Here is a 15,780-nt window from a genome sequence, read left to right as displayed (position 1 = left end):
AAGCGGGGCGCCGGTGGACAGTGTGATTCGATGGTCCGTCGAAAACGGGGACAGGCACGGCGCGGCCTGCCGATGCCCGGGTTCCGGCCCACTCGACGCTTCGAGCCAGTCCCCGTTTTCGACTCGCGTCTTGCGCCCTACAGGTTGAACCGCTCTTGCAGGCTCTCGACCTGCATCTCCTCGACCCGCAGGGCCTCCATCGCCTGGGTGGCCGCCTCGCACGCCTCGAGCGTGGTCAGGCACGGCACGCCGGCCGCGACCGCGGCGGCGCGGATGCGCCCCTCGTCGGTCCGGGCGCCCTTGCCGATCGGCGTGTTCATCACCAGCGCGACGTTCTCGTCGGCCAGGTAGTCGAGCAGGTTCGGGTGGCCCTGCTGGATCTTCTTCACCTCCTGGCACTCGATGCCCGCCTCGCGGAGGGCCTTGCCCGTCCCCGGGGTGCAGAGGATCGAGAACCCGATGGCCGCCAGCCGCTTGCCGATCTCGACCGCCGCCGGCTTGTGACGCGGCGCGACGCTCAGGAAGATGTTGCCCGACTCGGGCAGCACGGTCCCCGCCGCGAGCTGGCTCTTGGCGAACGCCAGGCTGAACCGTGGGCTGATGCCCATCACCTCGCCTGTGCTCCGCATCTCGGGGCCCAGCACGATGTCGACCCCCTGAAACTTGTTGAACGGGAACACCGCTTCCTTCACCGAGACGTGCGCCGGGATCGGGTCTTCGGTGACGCCCTGCTCTTTGAGGCTGACGCCGGCCATCACCTTGGCGGCAACCTTGGCCGCCGGCAGGCCGGTCGCCTTGGCGACGAACGGCACCGTGCGGCTCGCACGGGGGTTTACCTCGATCACGTAGAGGACCGGCTTCTCGTCTTCCCAACGCACGGCGTACTGCACGTTCATCAGGCCCTTCACGCCGAGCTCCATCGCGAGCGCAACGGTCGCCTCGCGGATCTCGGCCAGCACCGGCCCCGGCAGGCTGTAGGCCGGGATCGAGCAGGCCGAGTCGCCCGAGTGCACGCCGGCCTCCTCGATGTGCTCCATGATGCCGGGCACGACGACCGTCTCGCCGTCGGCGATGGCGTCGACGTCCACCTCCGTGGCGCCCTCCAGGAACTTGTCGATCAGCACCGGCTGGCCCTGGGCCGCGATGAACGCCACGGCGACAAACTTCTCTAGCTGGGCGTTGTCGTAGCAGATCTCCATCGCGCGGCCGCCGAGCACAAAGCTCGGACGCACCAGCACCGGGAAGCCGATTTCGCCGGCGATGCGGCGGGCCTCGTCCATCGTGCGGGCGATGCCGTTGGCCGGCTGCCGCAGGCCGAGCCGCTCGAGCAGCGCGGCGAACTTCTCGCGGTCCTCGGCGTCCTCGATCGCGCTGACGCTGGTGCCGATGATCGGCACGCCCGACTCCTCGAGCGCCCGCGCCAGGTTGAGCGGGGTCTGGCCGCCGAACTGCACGATCACGCCGTCCGGCTGCACGCGGTCGCAGATGTTCAGCACGTCCTCGACCGTCAGCGGCTCGAAGAACAACAGGTCCGAGGTGTCGTAGTCGGTGCTGACGGTCTCGGGGTTCGAGTTGACCATGATCGACTCGATGCCCAGCTCACGCAGCGCGAAGCTGGCGTGGCAGCAGCAGTAGTCGAACTCGATGCCCTGGCCGATCCGGTTGGGGCCGCCGCCGAGGATCATGATCCGCTTCGCGCCGGCGGCCTTGGGCGGGGTCTCGTCCTCGTCCTCGTAGGTCGAATAGAAGTACGGGGTGTAGGCCTCGAACTCGGCCGCGCAGGTGTCGACCGACTTGAACGCGGTCTGGATGCCCCGCTTGATCCGCTCGGCCCGCACCTCCAGCTCGCTGCGGCCAAAGATGGTAGAGAGCTGGCGGTCGGAGAAGCCGAACCGCTTGGCCGTGCGGAGCTGCGCGTCGGAAATGGCGTCCCAGGAGAACCCACCTTCGGCGACCAACTCGCGCAGCGCGTCCTCGGTCTCAACGATCTCGTGCAGGTTGTCGAGGAACCAGGGGTCGATGCCGGTGATCTCGAACACCTCGGAAACCGACAGCCCGAGCTTGAACGCGTAGCGGACGTGCCAGATGCGGTCGGGGCCGGCCGAGGCCAACTGCGCCCGGATCTCCTCCTCGTCGGGGCGCTCCTCGCCCGGCTCGCCGTTGGGTCCGTACCACAGGTCCGACTGGTCGCAGCCGAAGCCGAACGCGCCGACCTCCAGCCCCCGCAACGCCTTCTGGAAGCTCTCCTTGAACGTGCTGCCGATGGCCATGGTCTCGCCGACGCTCTTCATCTGCGTGGTGAGCTTGTCGTTGGCGTCGGGGAACTTCTCGAACGCGAACCGCGGGATCTTCGTCACGACGTAGTCGATCGTCGGCTCGAAGCAGGCGGTGGTCTCGCGGGTGATGTCGTTAGGGAGCTCGTGCAGCCGGTAGCCGACCGCCAGCTTGGCGGCGATCTTGGCGATCGGGAAGCCGGTCGCCTTGCTCGCCAACGCGCTCGAGCGGCTCACGCGGGGGTTCATCTCGATCACGATCATCCGCCCGTCCTCGGGGTTGATCGCGAACTGGATGTTGGAGCCGCCGGTCTCGACGCCGATCTCCCTGATCACCGCCAGCGACGCGTCGCGCATCCGCTGATACTCTTTGTCGGTGAGCGTCTGGGCTGGCGCCACGGTAATTGAGTCGCCGGTGTGGATCCCCATGGCGTCGAAGTTCTCGATCGCGCAGATGATCACAACGTTGTCGTCCGCGTCGCGCATCACCTCCATCTCGAACTCTTTCCAGCCGAGGATCGACTCCTCGATCAGCACCTCGGTGGTCGGCGACAGGTCCAGCCCGCGGCGGACCATCTGATCGAACTCCTGGCGGTTGTAGGCGATGCCGCCGCCCGAGCCGCCCATTGTGAAGCTCGGCCGGATGATAGCCGGCAGGCTGATGTGCTCGATCCACTCGCGGGCCGCCTCGAGGGTCTGGACCGTCTTGCCCTTGCACACGCCCAGGCCGAGCTTGTCCATGGCGGCCTTGAACCGCTCGCGGTTCTCGGCCTTGTCGATCACGTCGGCGTTGGCCGCGATCATCTCCACGCCGTGCTTCTCGAGCACGCCGTGGTGGTCGAGCTCCATCGCCAGGTTCAGCGCGGTCTGCCCGCCGAGGGTCGGCAGCAGGGCGTCCGGTTTCTCCTTCTCGATGATCTTCTCGACGATCGGCCAGGTGAGCGGCTCGATGTAGGTGCGGTCGGCCGTCGCCGGGTCGGTCATGATCGTGGCCGGGTTCGAGTTGACCAGCACGACCTCGTAGCCCTCCTCGCGGAGCGCCTTGCACGCCTGGGTGCCGGAATAGTCGAACTCGCAGGCCTGACCAATGACAATCGGGCCGCTGCCCAGGAGCAGAATCTTGTGGATATCGTCGCGTCGTGGCACGGTCGGCAGTGGGGAAGGCGGATGGCAGAGGGGGGACGCTTCCCAGGGACCCTCCGCTGGAGCGGGTAAAATCGCTCCAAGTTATCACGCCGATGGGCGGGTCGACAACCGGCTACCGGGGTAAGGAATTTGCCCTCCTTAGCAAGGGCCATGCCCGCTTCGCCCGCCACGCGGGAATCCTTCACCAACGGGCCGGCGTCTTGGCCTACTTGATCTCGAACGACTGCGCCGTGTAGTCGCCCTGGAACGACTCGATTTCTCGGCCGGTGATCTGCCTCAGCTTGTCGGCCAGGTCGAAGTACTCAGGGCTGTGCTCCTTGTAGGCCCAGAAGAAGGCGCGGTCTTCGACCCCGTCCGGCCGCCGAATATCGTTGCGGGCGTGCTTGGTCGGGAAATAGGTGTAGACGTCCAACGGGACCCCCTCCGGCAACCCGTCGATGACGCCGTCGATGCGTTGCTCGTTGTAGCCAGCCACGATCACCCGCTTCAGGTCGACCCCCTCGCCGACCTCCAGCTTCCAGTCCTGCCAGTAGTAAGAACTCAGCACCACCGTGAGCGGCTCGCCTGTCTTGGTGACGCGCACCACCAGCGGCTTGTCCTCCGGTCCGTTGTAGGTTCCCACGACATACACCTTCGAGTTGGCGACCTCCGGAAGATCTTCCAGCGCGGGTCGGTCCGCTTCTGCCTGCGGCTCATCGTGCTGCGCTGGTTTATCGCCAGGAGCTTGCAACTTGAGTTGCTTGGTGAGCTCCTCGATCTGGCGTGCCTGCTCCTCTAGCCGGCTCCGCATCTCTCGAACCTGTTCTTCGGCAACCTGCCTCTGGTGCTCGGCTTCTAGTCGAGCGCGGTCGGATTGACGTTGTGTATCCTGGAGTTGTTCTTCGAGCCTTGCAACTTGTCGCTGCTCTCCCGGCCGAAGCGTGGACCTAGTCAACACCATCGTCGCCGTTATGTAGTTTGGCAACGCCTGTTCTAGTTCCGTGTTGGTGCGCCCCCGCACGCAGCGCAGCAGGACCAATGCCGATTCTGGCCGCAACCCGGGGCCAAGTTGTCGAAGTTCGCACACCTCACCACGCACTACGACTCTCGTTGGGTTGCCCCCCAAATTAGCCGCGAGGCCGTTTGAGTCGGTACCGGGGTCGACAACCGACATCAGGGCCGAAAAGTGACCGTCGTGCCCATTCGCCGCCATGCGGACGAGCTTCATGTGCGGGCGAGGCCGCGGATCGCCGGGCAGCAGCACCGGCATGTGCTCTCCGAGCCGCAGATCAGCGATGACGGCCCAGCCCTTCGGATCTAGCTCCGACGGTTCGTGCTCGGCGTTCCAGTTCCCCTGCTTCATCGTCGATTCGGGCCCGTACTGATCGCGCTCCGGCACGACCGGCATCGCTTCAATCTCTCGCCCCTCCGGATCGCTTCCTGTGCGTCCTCCGAGATCCTTCGCTCGCAGCGCTGCCTCGAACTGGGCTCGATACGCCGCAAGCTGATCGGAAACGGCGTCGGCCTGCTTCTGAATCTGGCGGAACTTGTGCTCGCCCACCCCGCTCATTGCTTTCATGTCCGCCAAGTACTGCTCGTAAGACTGCTTTTTTTGCTGTAGGTACTGGTACTTCGAATCCGCCGCCAAGGCGGCGAGCAACTCCATATCCTCTGCCTGCCTTGCCGACGACGGTTGCTTGGGGTTCGTCTCCCGCAGTTCCGCCGATTGGTTCTGCAACTCCCCCATCCGCCGCTGCATCTCTACCGCCCGGGCTTGGGCCTCGAGGGCCTCGGCGTTAGCGACCATTTGCTGCTGGGCCGCCACCAACGCCTGCTTCGCCCGCGTCAGCTGCTCGGCGGCGTCAAACTGGTCGTCGATGCTCGCCGGCTCGCCCGACTGGGCGGCATGTTGCATTAGTTCCGAACGCCGCTCCGCTAGGTCGACCGCGACCTTGAGCTGGCGAAGTGCCTCCTCTCGCTCACCGTGGATCTGGTGCAGCTCTGCCACGGCCGAGGCGTAACGCCGTTCGGCCGTGAGCAGTGCGAGTGTGGACGCGACTCCCTGCTCGTGCTGCTGGCGGACCATTTCGACCAAGTGGCGGTACACGTCGACGAGTTCCTGCTGCGGAGCGGCTGCGTCTTGGTCGGCGTCTCGATTGGCGCCGGTGGGTTCGGCTTGAGTGACGGCGACGGGCGTGGCGTCGACGGGTTCGGCAGCGTCCGCCTCGACGATCGGCGCCGCGGGTAGCGTCATGGCGACCGAAGCCCCTTCGTCGGCATCCACCGGCGTGGCGTCGAGTTGCACGGTGAGATTCGACGCGGGCCCCGCCACAGCGTTTGACGCTAGGGTTGATTGGTCTTCGGCAGTGGCCACCAACGCGGCGATCGCGATCGTCGCGGCGACGGCCAGGGGCTTGGCGTAGGCTGCCATCATCATCGAGCGGGCTCCGCTGAGGGTCAGTTGTTGGACGATCACCGAGTGCGACGCGATCGCGCCGCCGGAGCTGAGCACCGGGCCGACCGGCGCCGCCTCGGCCGGGCGGCTGGCGGCCAGCACGCCCATCGCCACCGAGAGCGACACGCCGCGGCGGATCAGCCGCGAGCGGAGCTGCCGCTTGCCGCGGACCAGCTGGCCCTGCACGGTGGCGACCGTGGTGTCGAGCTGGTCGGCGATCTCCTGGCGGCTGAGGCCTTCTAGGTACCGCAGCACGAGCGGCGTCTGGTACTTGTCAGGAAGAGCACGCAGCTCCTCCATCAGCGCGGCGGAAAGTTGCCGGCGCTCGATGTCGGGGAACGCCGGCTCGGGCTGCAGCGGCTCGTCGTCGAGCGGCGCCTCGCGGCGGCGCAGCCGGGCGCGGCGGGCGTCACACGCCGCGCGGAGGGCGACCCGGTACAGCCAGCCAGCGGCCGACTCGCTCGCCCGGATGCTGTCGGCGCGGCGGAGCAGGATCAGGAAGGTCGCCTGGAACGCGTCCTGCGCGTCGGCCTCGCGGTGCAGCACGTTGCGGCAGACGCCCCACACCATCGCGGCGTGGCGGTCGAGGATCTCGGCCAGGGCTTGGGGGTCGCCGCCGCGGCGGAACCGCATCAACAGCTCGCCGTCGGTCGCGGAGATCGGGCTGGCGGTGGTGCGGCGTGTCCGCGCGCTGGTCAGCAGGCGTCTGGCAGTGGTCGGCATCGGGCTCTCCAGGGTGCGTCGCGGCGTTTGGAACCCTTGCCGCTACCTGTACCGAGGCCGATTATCGCCGATCGAACCGCGGCGATTCTGAAAAAAGCCGAGAAAACACCTGCCGTGTTGGATCCCCGGCACGATTAGCCCCGGCATTCATGCCGGGGTTTGCCTGGTCACACTCCGCTGCTGGAGCCCCGTTCACGGGGCTCCAGCAGGGCCAACGGGCTCAAGCCGCCGGGACGGAAGGCCCGTGAACGGGCCTGATGGGGTGATAGCGACTCCCACGACCCGGCGTAAACGCCGGGCCTAGAGCACCTGCTGCAGGAAAGAACACTAGCACCGCCGGCGGTCGGCCAGCCGCTCGAGGAAGTCGGTCGGCTTGCTCGCCTTGACCACGGTGGCGATCTCGTCGGCCGACATGCCGCGGTCGAGCATCTCGTGCTTCAGGTCGATCTCCATCCGGCTCTTCTGCAGCGAGGCGACCAGACCCGAGAAGACGCAGAACACCACAATCAGCGCCGCCGTCACGCAGCCGATGCCGACGATCAGCAGCACGAAGACCTGGTCCGGGGTGAGGCTCCCGTTCATGGAGACCTGCTCGGCGAGCGAGGCTTCTTGGGCGAGCATGGGGAGCATATGGTTGGCCTGTGTGGAGGGGTCGGGGGCTGGCTGTCTAGCTTATTCGATTGGGACTTCGCCCGCCTGGGGGAGATCTTGGCAAAGTCGCGCAGGAAAACCGCCAGGCCCAGCGCAGACCCAGCGGAGGCCGAGGTTGGCCCCAAACGCGGCCCAACCGTTAGCCACGCTAGAGTTGGCCATTTGCTTATACCGAATGTGCCTATTATTTAGGCTTCGGCTGCCCGGGGCTCGTTGACTTGATCACGTAAGCCGTTTACCGTAAACAAGTTGGCGCAAGCCCTGCTTATGCCCACCGCATTCTGGCTCTCTCACCCTCCTACCCGCCGACTGCCTACCGTGTCTGATAAGCCTTGGGGCGGAGTCTTCGAGTCCGCCACCGACGAACGCGTGGAAGAGTTCACCGAGAGCGTGAGCTTCGATCGCCGGCTGTACGAACACGACATCCGGGGCTCGATTGCCCACGCGCGGATGCTGGCAGAAGTGGGCATCCTGACGGCGGACGAGCGGAAGCAGATTGTGTCGGGCCTGACGGCGATCGGCGACCAGATCGCGGCCGGCAAGTTCCCGTTCAAGCGGGAGCTGGAAGACGTCCACATGAACATCGAGCGGGCGTTGGTCGAGAAGATCGGCGACGTCGGCCGCAAGCTGCACACCGGCCGCAGCCGCAACGACCAGGTCAGCACCGACTTCCGGCTGTGGGTCCGCGACGAGATCGACGCCATCGACAAGCGGCTGAAGATCCTGCAGCACGCCTTTATCAGCCGCACCGAGAAGGACGCCGGCGTCATCCTGCCGGGCTACACCCACCTGCAGCGGGCCCAGCCGGTGCTCGCCAACCACTACTGGCTGGCGTACTGCGAGAAGTTTGAGCGGGACCGCCAGCGGCTGGCCGACTGCCGCAAGCGGGTCAACCAGCTGCCGCTGGGCACCGCCGCGATGGCCGGCACCACGATGCCGATCGACCGCGAGCTGGTCGCCAAGGAGCTGTCGTTCGAGGGCCTGGTGGCCAACAGCCTCGACTCTTCGAGCGACCGCGACTTCGCCATCGAGTTTGCGTTCTGCCTGTCGCTGGTCGCCACCCACCTGAGCGGGTGGGCCGAAGAGTGGATCTTGTGGGCAACCATCGAGTTCGATTTCATCAAGCTGCCGCAGCAGTTCTGCACCGGCAGCTCGATCATGCCGCAGAAGATCAACCCCGACGTGCTCGAGCTGATCCGCGGCAAGACCGCCCGGGTCGACGGCAACCTGACGTCGCTCTTGGTGCTGGTGAAGTCGCTGCCGCTGGCCTACAACCGCGACCTGCAAGAAGACAAAGAGCGGGTGTTCGACTCGGCCGACACCGTGCGCGCGTGCCTAGAGCTGGCTGCCCCGCTGGCCGCCGGAGCCGACCTGAAGCGGGAATCGATCGAGGCCCGGCTCGACCACGGCTACCTCGACGCCACCACGCTCATGGAGCACCTGATCCACCAGGGCGTGCCGCAGCGGACCGCCCACGAGCTGATCGGCAAGCTGGTCAGCGCGGCGATGAAGCGGGGCGAGCGGCTCTCGGACCTGCCGGTCGACTTCTTCAAGTCGGCCCACGAGCTGCTCGACGAGTCGGTCTACGAGGTACTCGGCGTTGAGAACGCCGTGAAAGCGTTTTGCAGCACCGGAAGCACCAACCCCACCAAGGTTGAGGAACAGATTGCCGTCTGGAAGGATCGCCTGAGAGATTAGCCAGCATCCCGAGTCCCACAGCATGAATCTTCGGCTTCCCATTTCCGCCCTCTGTGCATTGGCAGCAGCGTCGTTGCTCGCCGTCACCCCAGCGGTTGCGCAGACCGACCTTGATGATGTCGTCCCCGCGGCGCCGAGCCGCGCCGCCGGCTACGCACTCAGCAACGAACGCGAAGAGCCCGCCGACTACGTCCGCGACCTCCTGGTGCTGGTCAACCTGGGCGAGGGCGAGCTGGCCAAGCCGTTGATGGACGAGCTGGCCGGCATGAGCCTTACCGGCGAGCAGCTGGCCGGTTTGGTCGCGCAGTTTGGCGCGGCCAAGATCCACCGCCTGGCGCGGGCCGCCGAGCTCGGCCCCGCGGCCGACCAGTTCGCGGGCAAGTGCTTCGAGGCAGCCGGCGCAGCCGCCGCCGACCCCGGGCGCCTGAGTGAGTTGACCCGACAGTACGCCACCGGCGACAAGGCCGCCCGCCGCGTCGCGCTGCAGGGCCTGCAGGCGGCCGGCGTTGACGGCGCCCTGGCGACCATCACCGCCCTGGCCGCCGCCGACGACGCGAAGCAGCAGAGCCGCCTCCGCGAGGCGCTGGTGCGGATGAAGCCGCTGTCGACCCCGCTGGTCGCCGCCGCGCTCGACTCGCCCAACGCCGCCGTGCGTCAGCAGGCCGCGTGGGCGCTCGGCCAGATGGGCGACCGCGCGTCGATCCCCCGCCTGGCCGCGATCGCCGCGGGCGCTCAGGGCAGCGAGCCGGTTGGCGCCGCCGCCCGGTGGTCGCTCAGCGAGCTGACCGGCGTGGCGTTCTCGCCCACTAGCGCCGAGCCGCTGCTCCGCGACGCCATCGTTAACGCCAACGCCGGCGTGCCTGCCCGCCGCGGTGTCCCGGGAACCGGGGCCCAGGAGGGCGGCGCCACCGCGTGGATCTGGAACCAAGACCTCGCCGCGGGAGACGCCGCCGTTGTGTCGGCGGGCGTCTCGCGTGAGGACGCGGCGCACCTCCGCACCGCGGAGCTCGCCGCCGACCTGTGGAACCTGAATCAGGGCGATCCCGACCACGCCACGCTGGCGGTGGCCTACCGGCTGCACGCCGAGTGGCTGCTGGACAACCGTGGCGTCGCCGCGACGCTGCCCGGCCCCGCCGCTGCCGATCTGCCTGCGGAGACGCTTAGTCAGGCGCTCGAGCTGGCGACCGAAGAATCGCTCACCGGGTCGGCAATCGCGATCGCCGCCGAGCTGGGCAGCCGCCGCAACCCCGCGGTGCTCGCCACGCACGACGGACGCCCGTCGCCGCTGGCGGCGGCGCTGGTGGCGTCGCACCCGGCGGTCCGCTTCGCCGCTCTCGAGGCGATAATGCAGATCAACCCGACGAGCCCGTTCCCGGGCAGCAGCAAGGTAACTAAGTCGCTCTTGCACTTTGCCAGCAGCGACGGCGAGTCCGCGGCGGTTGTCGCCATGCCCAAGACCGCCGACGCCGCGACCGTCAGCGGGCGGCTGGCGGGCATCGGCGTGCAGGCGATCGCCACGAATATCGGGGCCGCCGTGGTGTGCGACGCCGCCGACCACCCCGATGTCGAGTTCGTGATCATCGACACCGGCGTGCTGCGTCCGAACGTCCGTGAGGTGCTGTTCCAGGTCCGCCGCCTGACCGCCACCGCTAACCTGCCGGTGGTGCTGCTGGCCGCCGACGGCCAGCTCGACCGCGCTAAGCAGATCGCCCGCGAGCACGAACGGGTGCTCGCCTTCCCGCGGCCTCACAGCACCGAAGCGACCACCTCGATCGCGCAGGCGGCGCGCGAGATCGCCCCCGCCGGGCTGCCGACGCCCACCCAGCGGAACGAGCACGCCGCGGCCGCCGCCGGCTGGATCGAGCGGCTGCTGAAGGACGGCCCGAGCTTCTACAACGTGCGGGCCCACTCGTCCGAACTGCTGGCCGCGGTGAACCGGTCGTCCGACATCGCGTCGACCATCCCGTCGCTGGCGCTGGTCGGCACACCGGAGAGCCAGACCTCGCTGCTCAACCTGGCCAATCAGGACGTGCTGCCGGTCGCCACCCGCGACGCGGCGGCCGCCGGCTTCGACCAGAGCGTGCAGAAGCACGGCCTGCTGCTCACCCGGCAGCAGATCGTCGGCCAGTACGACCGCTACAACGCCAGCGAGACCGAGTCGCCCGACACCCAACGGGTGCTCGGCGCGGTGCTCGACTCGATCGAATCACTGCGTGACGAATCACTGAGCGGCGAAACTCCCAGCGAAGAACCTCGCAGCAACGAGGGGTAATGACCGCGCCTTCCCCACAGCGAACCACCGAGCCGCCGCTGCCGAGCATCATCGGATCCAGCGCCGCGATGCAGGAGGTCTACCGCATCACGCGGCAGGTCGCCTCGCGGAAGGCCTCGGTGCTGCTGCTCGGCGAGACCGGCACCGGCAAGGAGCTGATCGCGCGGGCGATCCACGAGCTGAGCGACCGCAAGAAGAAGCCGTTTGTCCGTGTGAACTGCGGCGCCCTCAGCGAGAGCCTGCTAGAGAGCGAGCTGTTTGGCCACGTGCGGGGCGCCTTTACCGGGGCGATCGAGAACCGCACCGGCCGCTTCGAGGCCGCCCACACCGGCACCATCTTCCTCGATGAGATCAACAGCACCACGCTGCACCTGCAGGTCAAGCTGCTGCGGGTGCTGCAGGAGCGGGAGTTCGAGCGGGTCGGCGACACCCAGACTATCCGCGTCGACACGCGGGTGATCGCCGCCAGCAACCGCGACCTGCTGGAGGAGAGCACCGAGGGCCGCTTTCGGGAGGACCTCTACTACCGCCTGAACGTGGTGCCGGTGTACCTGCCGTCGCTCCGCGAGCGGCGCGAGGACATCCCGTCGCTCGTCGGACACTTCCTCAACTACTACAATGAAGAGAACGACACCTACGTCGCGCACATCTCGCCGCAGGCGCTCGAGGCGTTGCAGGACTACCACTGGCCCGGCAACGTACGGGAGCTGCAGAACTACGTGGAACGCGCGGTCGTGATGGCGATGGGGGACGAGCTGACGGTCGAGCTGCTGCCGGCGGTTGTCCGCGGCGAGGTCGAGCCGCACAGCATGGCGATCCGCCGTTTCGACTTCGACTCGCTGGCCGAGCAGCTCGTGGTCGAGGGCCTCAGCCAGGCCGACGACAAGAGCGAGGACCTGCACAGCCGGATCGTCGACCGGGTGGAGCGTGAGGTGATCTCCCAGGTGCTGGGACAGTGCGAGGGGGTGCAGATCAAGGCCGCCCAGCGGCTCGGGATCAACCGCAACACGCTGCACAAAAAGATCAAAGACTACGGCCTGGAACCGCCGGCGGGCGGAGCCAAGACCGCCTAGGAATACCTGCAACACAACTTCCTCATCCGATGTCGCTCTCCCAAGGGGGAGGGGGTAAGCCGGGGCGGTGAACAGAAAACCGCGGCAGTTGTTTTTGAGTCATTCCTGAGCGGCCCCGCGCAACCAATAACGACTCATCAACCGGCGGCGATGAACCTCTCCGAAACGACTACGTTCTGCTTTGTCGCGAGCTACGCCGTGGCGTTGTCGCTCGAGGTAGTCAGCCTCGTGCGCCGCTTCGGCTGGCACCGTCTGCTGCTGCTCGGCTTCGCGATCGCCGGCGTGTTCGCCCACATCACGTTCCTGACGGTCCACGCGCGGGGCTCGCACACGCCGCTCTCCAGCCCGTCCGACTGGGCGTCGGTGGCGGCGTTGTCGCTGGCTTGCGTGTACTTATTTGCGTCGTTCTCGGCTCCGCGGCAGGCGATTGGCCTGTTCCTCTTGCCGCTGGTGCTGGCGTTGGTCGGCGTGTCGACCGTCGCCAGCGACCGGCCGATCGCGGCGGAGAACGCCTCGGACTTCTGGGGCCGCACGCACGGCGTGCTGCTGGTGATGGCGACCGTCTCGGTGATTGTCGGATTCCTGGCGGGCGTGATGTACCTGATCCAGAGCTGGCGGCTGAAGCAGAAGCTCCCCTCGGCCAACGAGTTCCGCCTGCCGTCGCTGGAGGTGCTCGAGCAGCTCAACTCGCGTGCGTTGGGGGTCAGCGCGGTATTGGTGGCGGGCGGGTTCGGCTCCGGCCTGGTGCTCACGCGGCTGCGTCACGGCGCGGACGGGGCCTCCCTCTGGGGGGACCCCCTCGTAATCAGTCTATCCGTCATGCTGCTGTGGTTAGTTGCCGCAGAGCTGTTCCGCTGGCTGTACCCCGGCGCGCGGCGGGGACGAAAAGTCGCCTATCTGACGGTCGCGTCGTTCGGGTTCTTGGTGATCGTGCTGGCCTCCCTGCTGTGGACCGGCAGCTCGCACGCGGCGCGTGTTGAGCCGCCCCAACCGCCACGGCAACTGACATGAAGCTCCGCATGATAGGCTGCTCGCACCACCGCTCGGGGGTGGCGGTGCGCGAGCGACTCGCCTTCACGCCCGACCAGGCGGCGCTGGCGCTGGAAGGCTGGCGGGTCGAGCGTCCTTCGAACGAGGCGGTGCTGCTCTCGACCTGCAACCGGGTAGAGTTCTACGTCGCCTCGGGCGAGGACGACCTGCCCCCCTGCCCGCGGCTGATGGCCCGCCACCTGGCCGACGCGCACCACGTGCCGGTCGAGGAGGTGCACTCGGAGCTCGTTTCGCTGCGGGACGAGGAGGTTGTGGACCACCTGTTCCACGTTGCGGCCAGCCTGGACAGCATGGTGCTGGGCGAGCCGCAGATTTTGGCCCAGGTCAAAGAGGCGTACGACCTGGCGCAGAAGCTGGGCGTCGCCGGTCCGATGACGCACGGCTGCTTCCAGTCGGCGCTGCGGGTCGGCCGCCGGGTCGCCAGCGAGACCGCCCTGCACCGCTGCCGCGTGAGCATCCCGAGCGTGGCGATCGCCGACTTCGCGCGGCGGATCTTCGAACGCTTCGACGACAAACGCGTGCTGGTGGTGGGCGCCGGCGAGATGGCCGACGAGACCCTCCGCTACCTGACCGACCACGGCGCCAAGCACATCACGATCGTCAACCGCGACCCGCTCCGCGCCGCCCAGCTCGCCAGCCAGTGGAAGGGGGAGTCGGCGTCGTTCTCCGACCTGCTCGACCAGGCCGTGCGGGCCGACATGATCATCAGCACTACCGGCGCGCCGCAGACGGTGGTCACGCTCGAACAGTTCCGGGAGAAGATCGCCCCCCGCCGCCGGCAGCGTCCGCTGTTCATCCTCGACCTGGCGATGCCGCGCGACTTCGACCCCCGCATCGCCGACGAGATCGGCGTCTACCTTTACTCGATCGACGACCTCCGCCTGGCGTGCGACGCCAACCGCAGCGCCCGCGAACGCGAGCTGCCGCTGGCCGAGCGGATCATCGACGAAGAGCGTGAGAAGTTCTTCGTCGACGCCCGGCACCGGATCTCGGCGCCGGTTATCGCCCGGCTCCGCAGCGGGCTGGAAGAGCCGAAGGAGCTGGAGCTCGACCGGCTATTCAACAAGCTGCCAGAACTCGACAGCGACGCCCGCGACGAGGTCCGCCGCTTCGCCGACCGGCTGGTCAACAAGATGCTGCACGCGCCGATGGAGTCGCTCCGCGACGAGTCGAAATCGGGCTCGCCCCGCAAGCTGCTCGACGCGCTCAGCCGCCTGTTCCAGCTCAAGGAGTAGGCCCCGGCGCGGCGGCCCGCTGCGGCAGACTAGCTCCGCGCCGCGGCGGCAGCTACAGTGGTGGTCGTCGCGACCCTGGCGACCTTGGCCGTCACTTCCTGGACCTCCCACCGCTGCGAGTCTGTCATGCCGTTCCGCACCACTGCCGTTCTACTCCTGCTCTGCGCGCCCACCGCGGCCTTGGCCCACGACGGGCACGTGCACGCAGAAGCCACGCCCGAACAGACCTCCACCGCCGCCCCGCCGGCCGACGCGGTGACCGGCGCCGGCGAGTTCCGCTTCCGCTACAACGCTGAGCTCAGCGAGCTGCCGGCCGAGGTCAACGAGCACCTGGTCAAGGCTCACGGCGGTTTCGCGAAGGCCCCGAACGGCGAGATCTACTTCGGCCTGAAGAACTGCGGCCCCGTGCGGATCTCGGCCGACCTGAAGACCAAAACCGTCATCCCCAGCTCCGAGGCGGTGCGGACCGGCGGGCTGCACAACACGGCCTATCTCAACCGCGACGGCGGCGTCCTCGTGCTGCCCGACAACGAGCACGCCGAGATCCACATCATCAGCAAAGAGGGCCAGGACATCGCCCGGATGGGCCGCCCGGCGGTCAACGACTACTACCGGGACGAAGCAAACCCCTACCGCCCGACCGACGTCGAGTTCGCGGCGGGCGGCCGGATGGTCGTCTGTGACGGCTACTCGCCCGGCAAGTACGTGCTGACCGCCGATGTCGACAAGGCCGAGTACGAGGACTTCTACTTCGGCGGCGCGGTCCCCGGCGACGGCCGCACCTCCGGCAAGTTCTCCACCAACCACGGCGTCACGCTCGACCCGGCCGACAACGCGCTGGTGATCGCCGACCGCGAGCGGCAGTGGCTGCAGCGGTTCAACCAGGAGGGCGAGTTCCTCGGCTCGATCGACCTCGTCGACGCGAACCCGTGCGACGTCGACTTCGTCGACTGGCAGGGCGAGCAGCTCGCGGTAGTCGGCTGCCTGCAGGGCAAGGACGGCGAGCCCGGCGTGGTGAAACTCGTGCGGGGCGATAAAGTGATCGCCACGCTCCGCCCGCAAGAAGACCTGGGCATCAAGGAGTTCGACCACATCCACAACGCGGCCGGCGTGGTGGTCGGCGGCAAGCTGTACGTGCTATGCTACGGCTGGAACCCCGGCTGCTACGCGGTGCTCGAGCACGTCAGCGAGTAACGCGGCGCCCGGGTCGAGTGCGAGCCGCTAG

At 67.8% G+C, this 15,780-nt stretch carries 9 protein-coding genes; 6 read left to right on the top strand and 3 right to left on the bottom strand.

From position 1 onward, the window contains the following. Positions 1-137 precede the first annotated feature (137 nt). The 3 genes from carB to Pla123a_RS18920 all read right to left on the bottom strand — a co-directional run bounded on the left by carB (position 138) and on the right by Pla123a_RS18920 (position 7,206). Positions 138-3,419 carry a carbamoyl-phosphate synthase large subunit gene (gene carB / locus Pla123a_RS18930; protein WP_146589883.1) on the bottom strand — a complete coding sequence of 1,094 codons (3,282 nt, stop codon included), beginning with the start codon at positions 3,417-3,419 and terminating at the stop codon, positions 138-140. A gap of 205 nt (positions 3,420-3,624) precedes the next feature. Beyond that, entirely contained in the window at positions 3,625-6,576 is a 2,952-nt protein-coding gene (locus Pla123a_RS18925) for a sigma-70 family RNA polymerase sigma factor (protein ID WP_146589881.1), read from the bottom strand. A gap of 327 nt (positions 6,577-6,903) precedes the next feature. Beyond that, positions 6,904-7,206: a hypothetical protein gene (locus Pla123a_RS18920; protein ID WP_146589879.1), complete on the bottom strand. Its 303-nt coding sequence runs from the start codon at positions 7,204-7,206 to the stop codon at positions 6,904-6,906. A gap of 339 nt (positions 7,207-7,545) precedes the next feature. On the opposite strand from Pla123a_RS18920, the gene argH reads away from it, so the two are divergent. From argH to Pla123a_RS18890, 6 genes are all read left to right on the top strand, one after another. Further along, a complete protein-coding gene (argH, locus tag Pla123a_RS18915; protein ID WP_231956551.1) occupies positions 7,546-8,925 on the top strand; it encodes an argininosuccinate lyase in 1,380 nt (459 codons plus the stop codon). 22 nt (positions 8,926-8,947) lie between these two features. Beyond that, entirely contained in the window at positions 8,948-11,197 is a 2,250-nt protein-coding gene (locus Pla123a_RS18910; RefSeq protein WP_146589876.1) for a HEAT repeat domain-containing protein, read from the top strand. Between the two features lie 68 nt (positions 11,198-11,265). After that, a complete protein-coding gene (locus tag Pla123a_RS18905) occupies positions 11,266-12,270 on the top strand; it encodes a sigma-54 interaction domain-containing protein (protein WP_231956562.1) in 1,005 nt (334 codons plus the stop codon). A gap of 150 nt (positions 12,271-12,420) precedes the next feature. Beyond that, positions 12,421-13,281 (top strand): cytochrome c biogenesis protein CcsA, encoded by an 861-nt coding sequence (locus tag Pla123a_RS18900; RefSeq protein WP_146589872.1) that lies wholly within the window; start codon positions 12,421-12,423, stop codon positions 13,279-13,281. Next, complete coding sequence (hemA, locus tag Pla123a_RS18895) at positions 13,278-14,555, top strand: glutamyl-tRNA reductase (protein WP_146589870.1); 1,278 nt, start codon at positions 13,278-13,280, stop codon at positions 14,553-14,555. The genes Pla123a_RS18900 and hemA overlap by 4 nt, the downstream gene beginning before the upstream one ends. Positions 14,556-14,681: 126 nt before the next feature. Continuing rightward, complete coding sequence (locus tag Pla123a_RS18890) at positions 14,682-15,749, top strand: hypothetical protein (RefSeq protein WP_146589868.1); 1,068 nt, start codon at positions 14,682-14,684, stop codon at positions 15,747-15,749. The last annotated feature ends 31 nt before the right edge of the window (positions 15,750-15,780 follow it).

This window comes from Posidoniimonas polymericola (assembly GCF_007859935.1).
Lineage (GTDB): Bacteria > Planctomycetota > Planctomycetia > Pirellulales > Lacipirellulaceae > Posidoniimonas > Posidoniimonas polymericola.
This window is presented reverse-complemented; position numbering and strand designations above follow the sequence as displayed.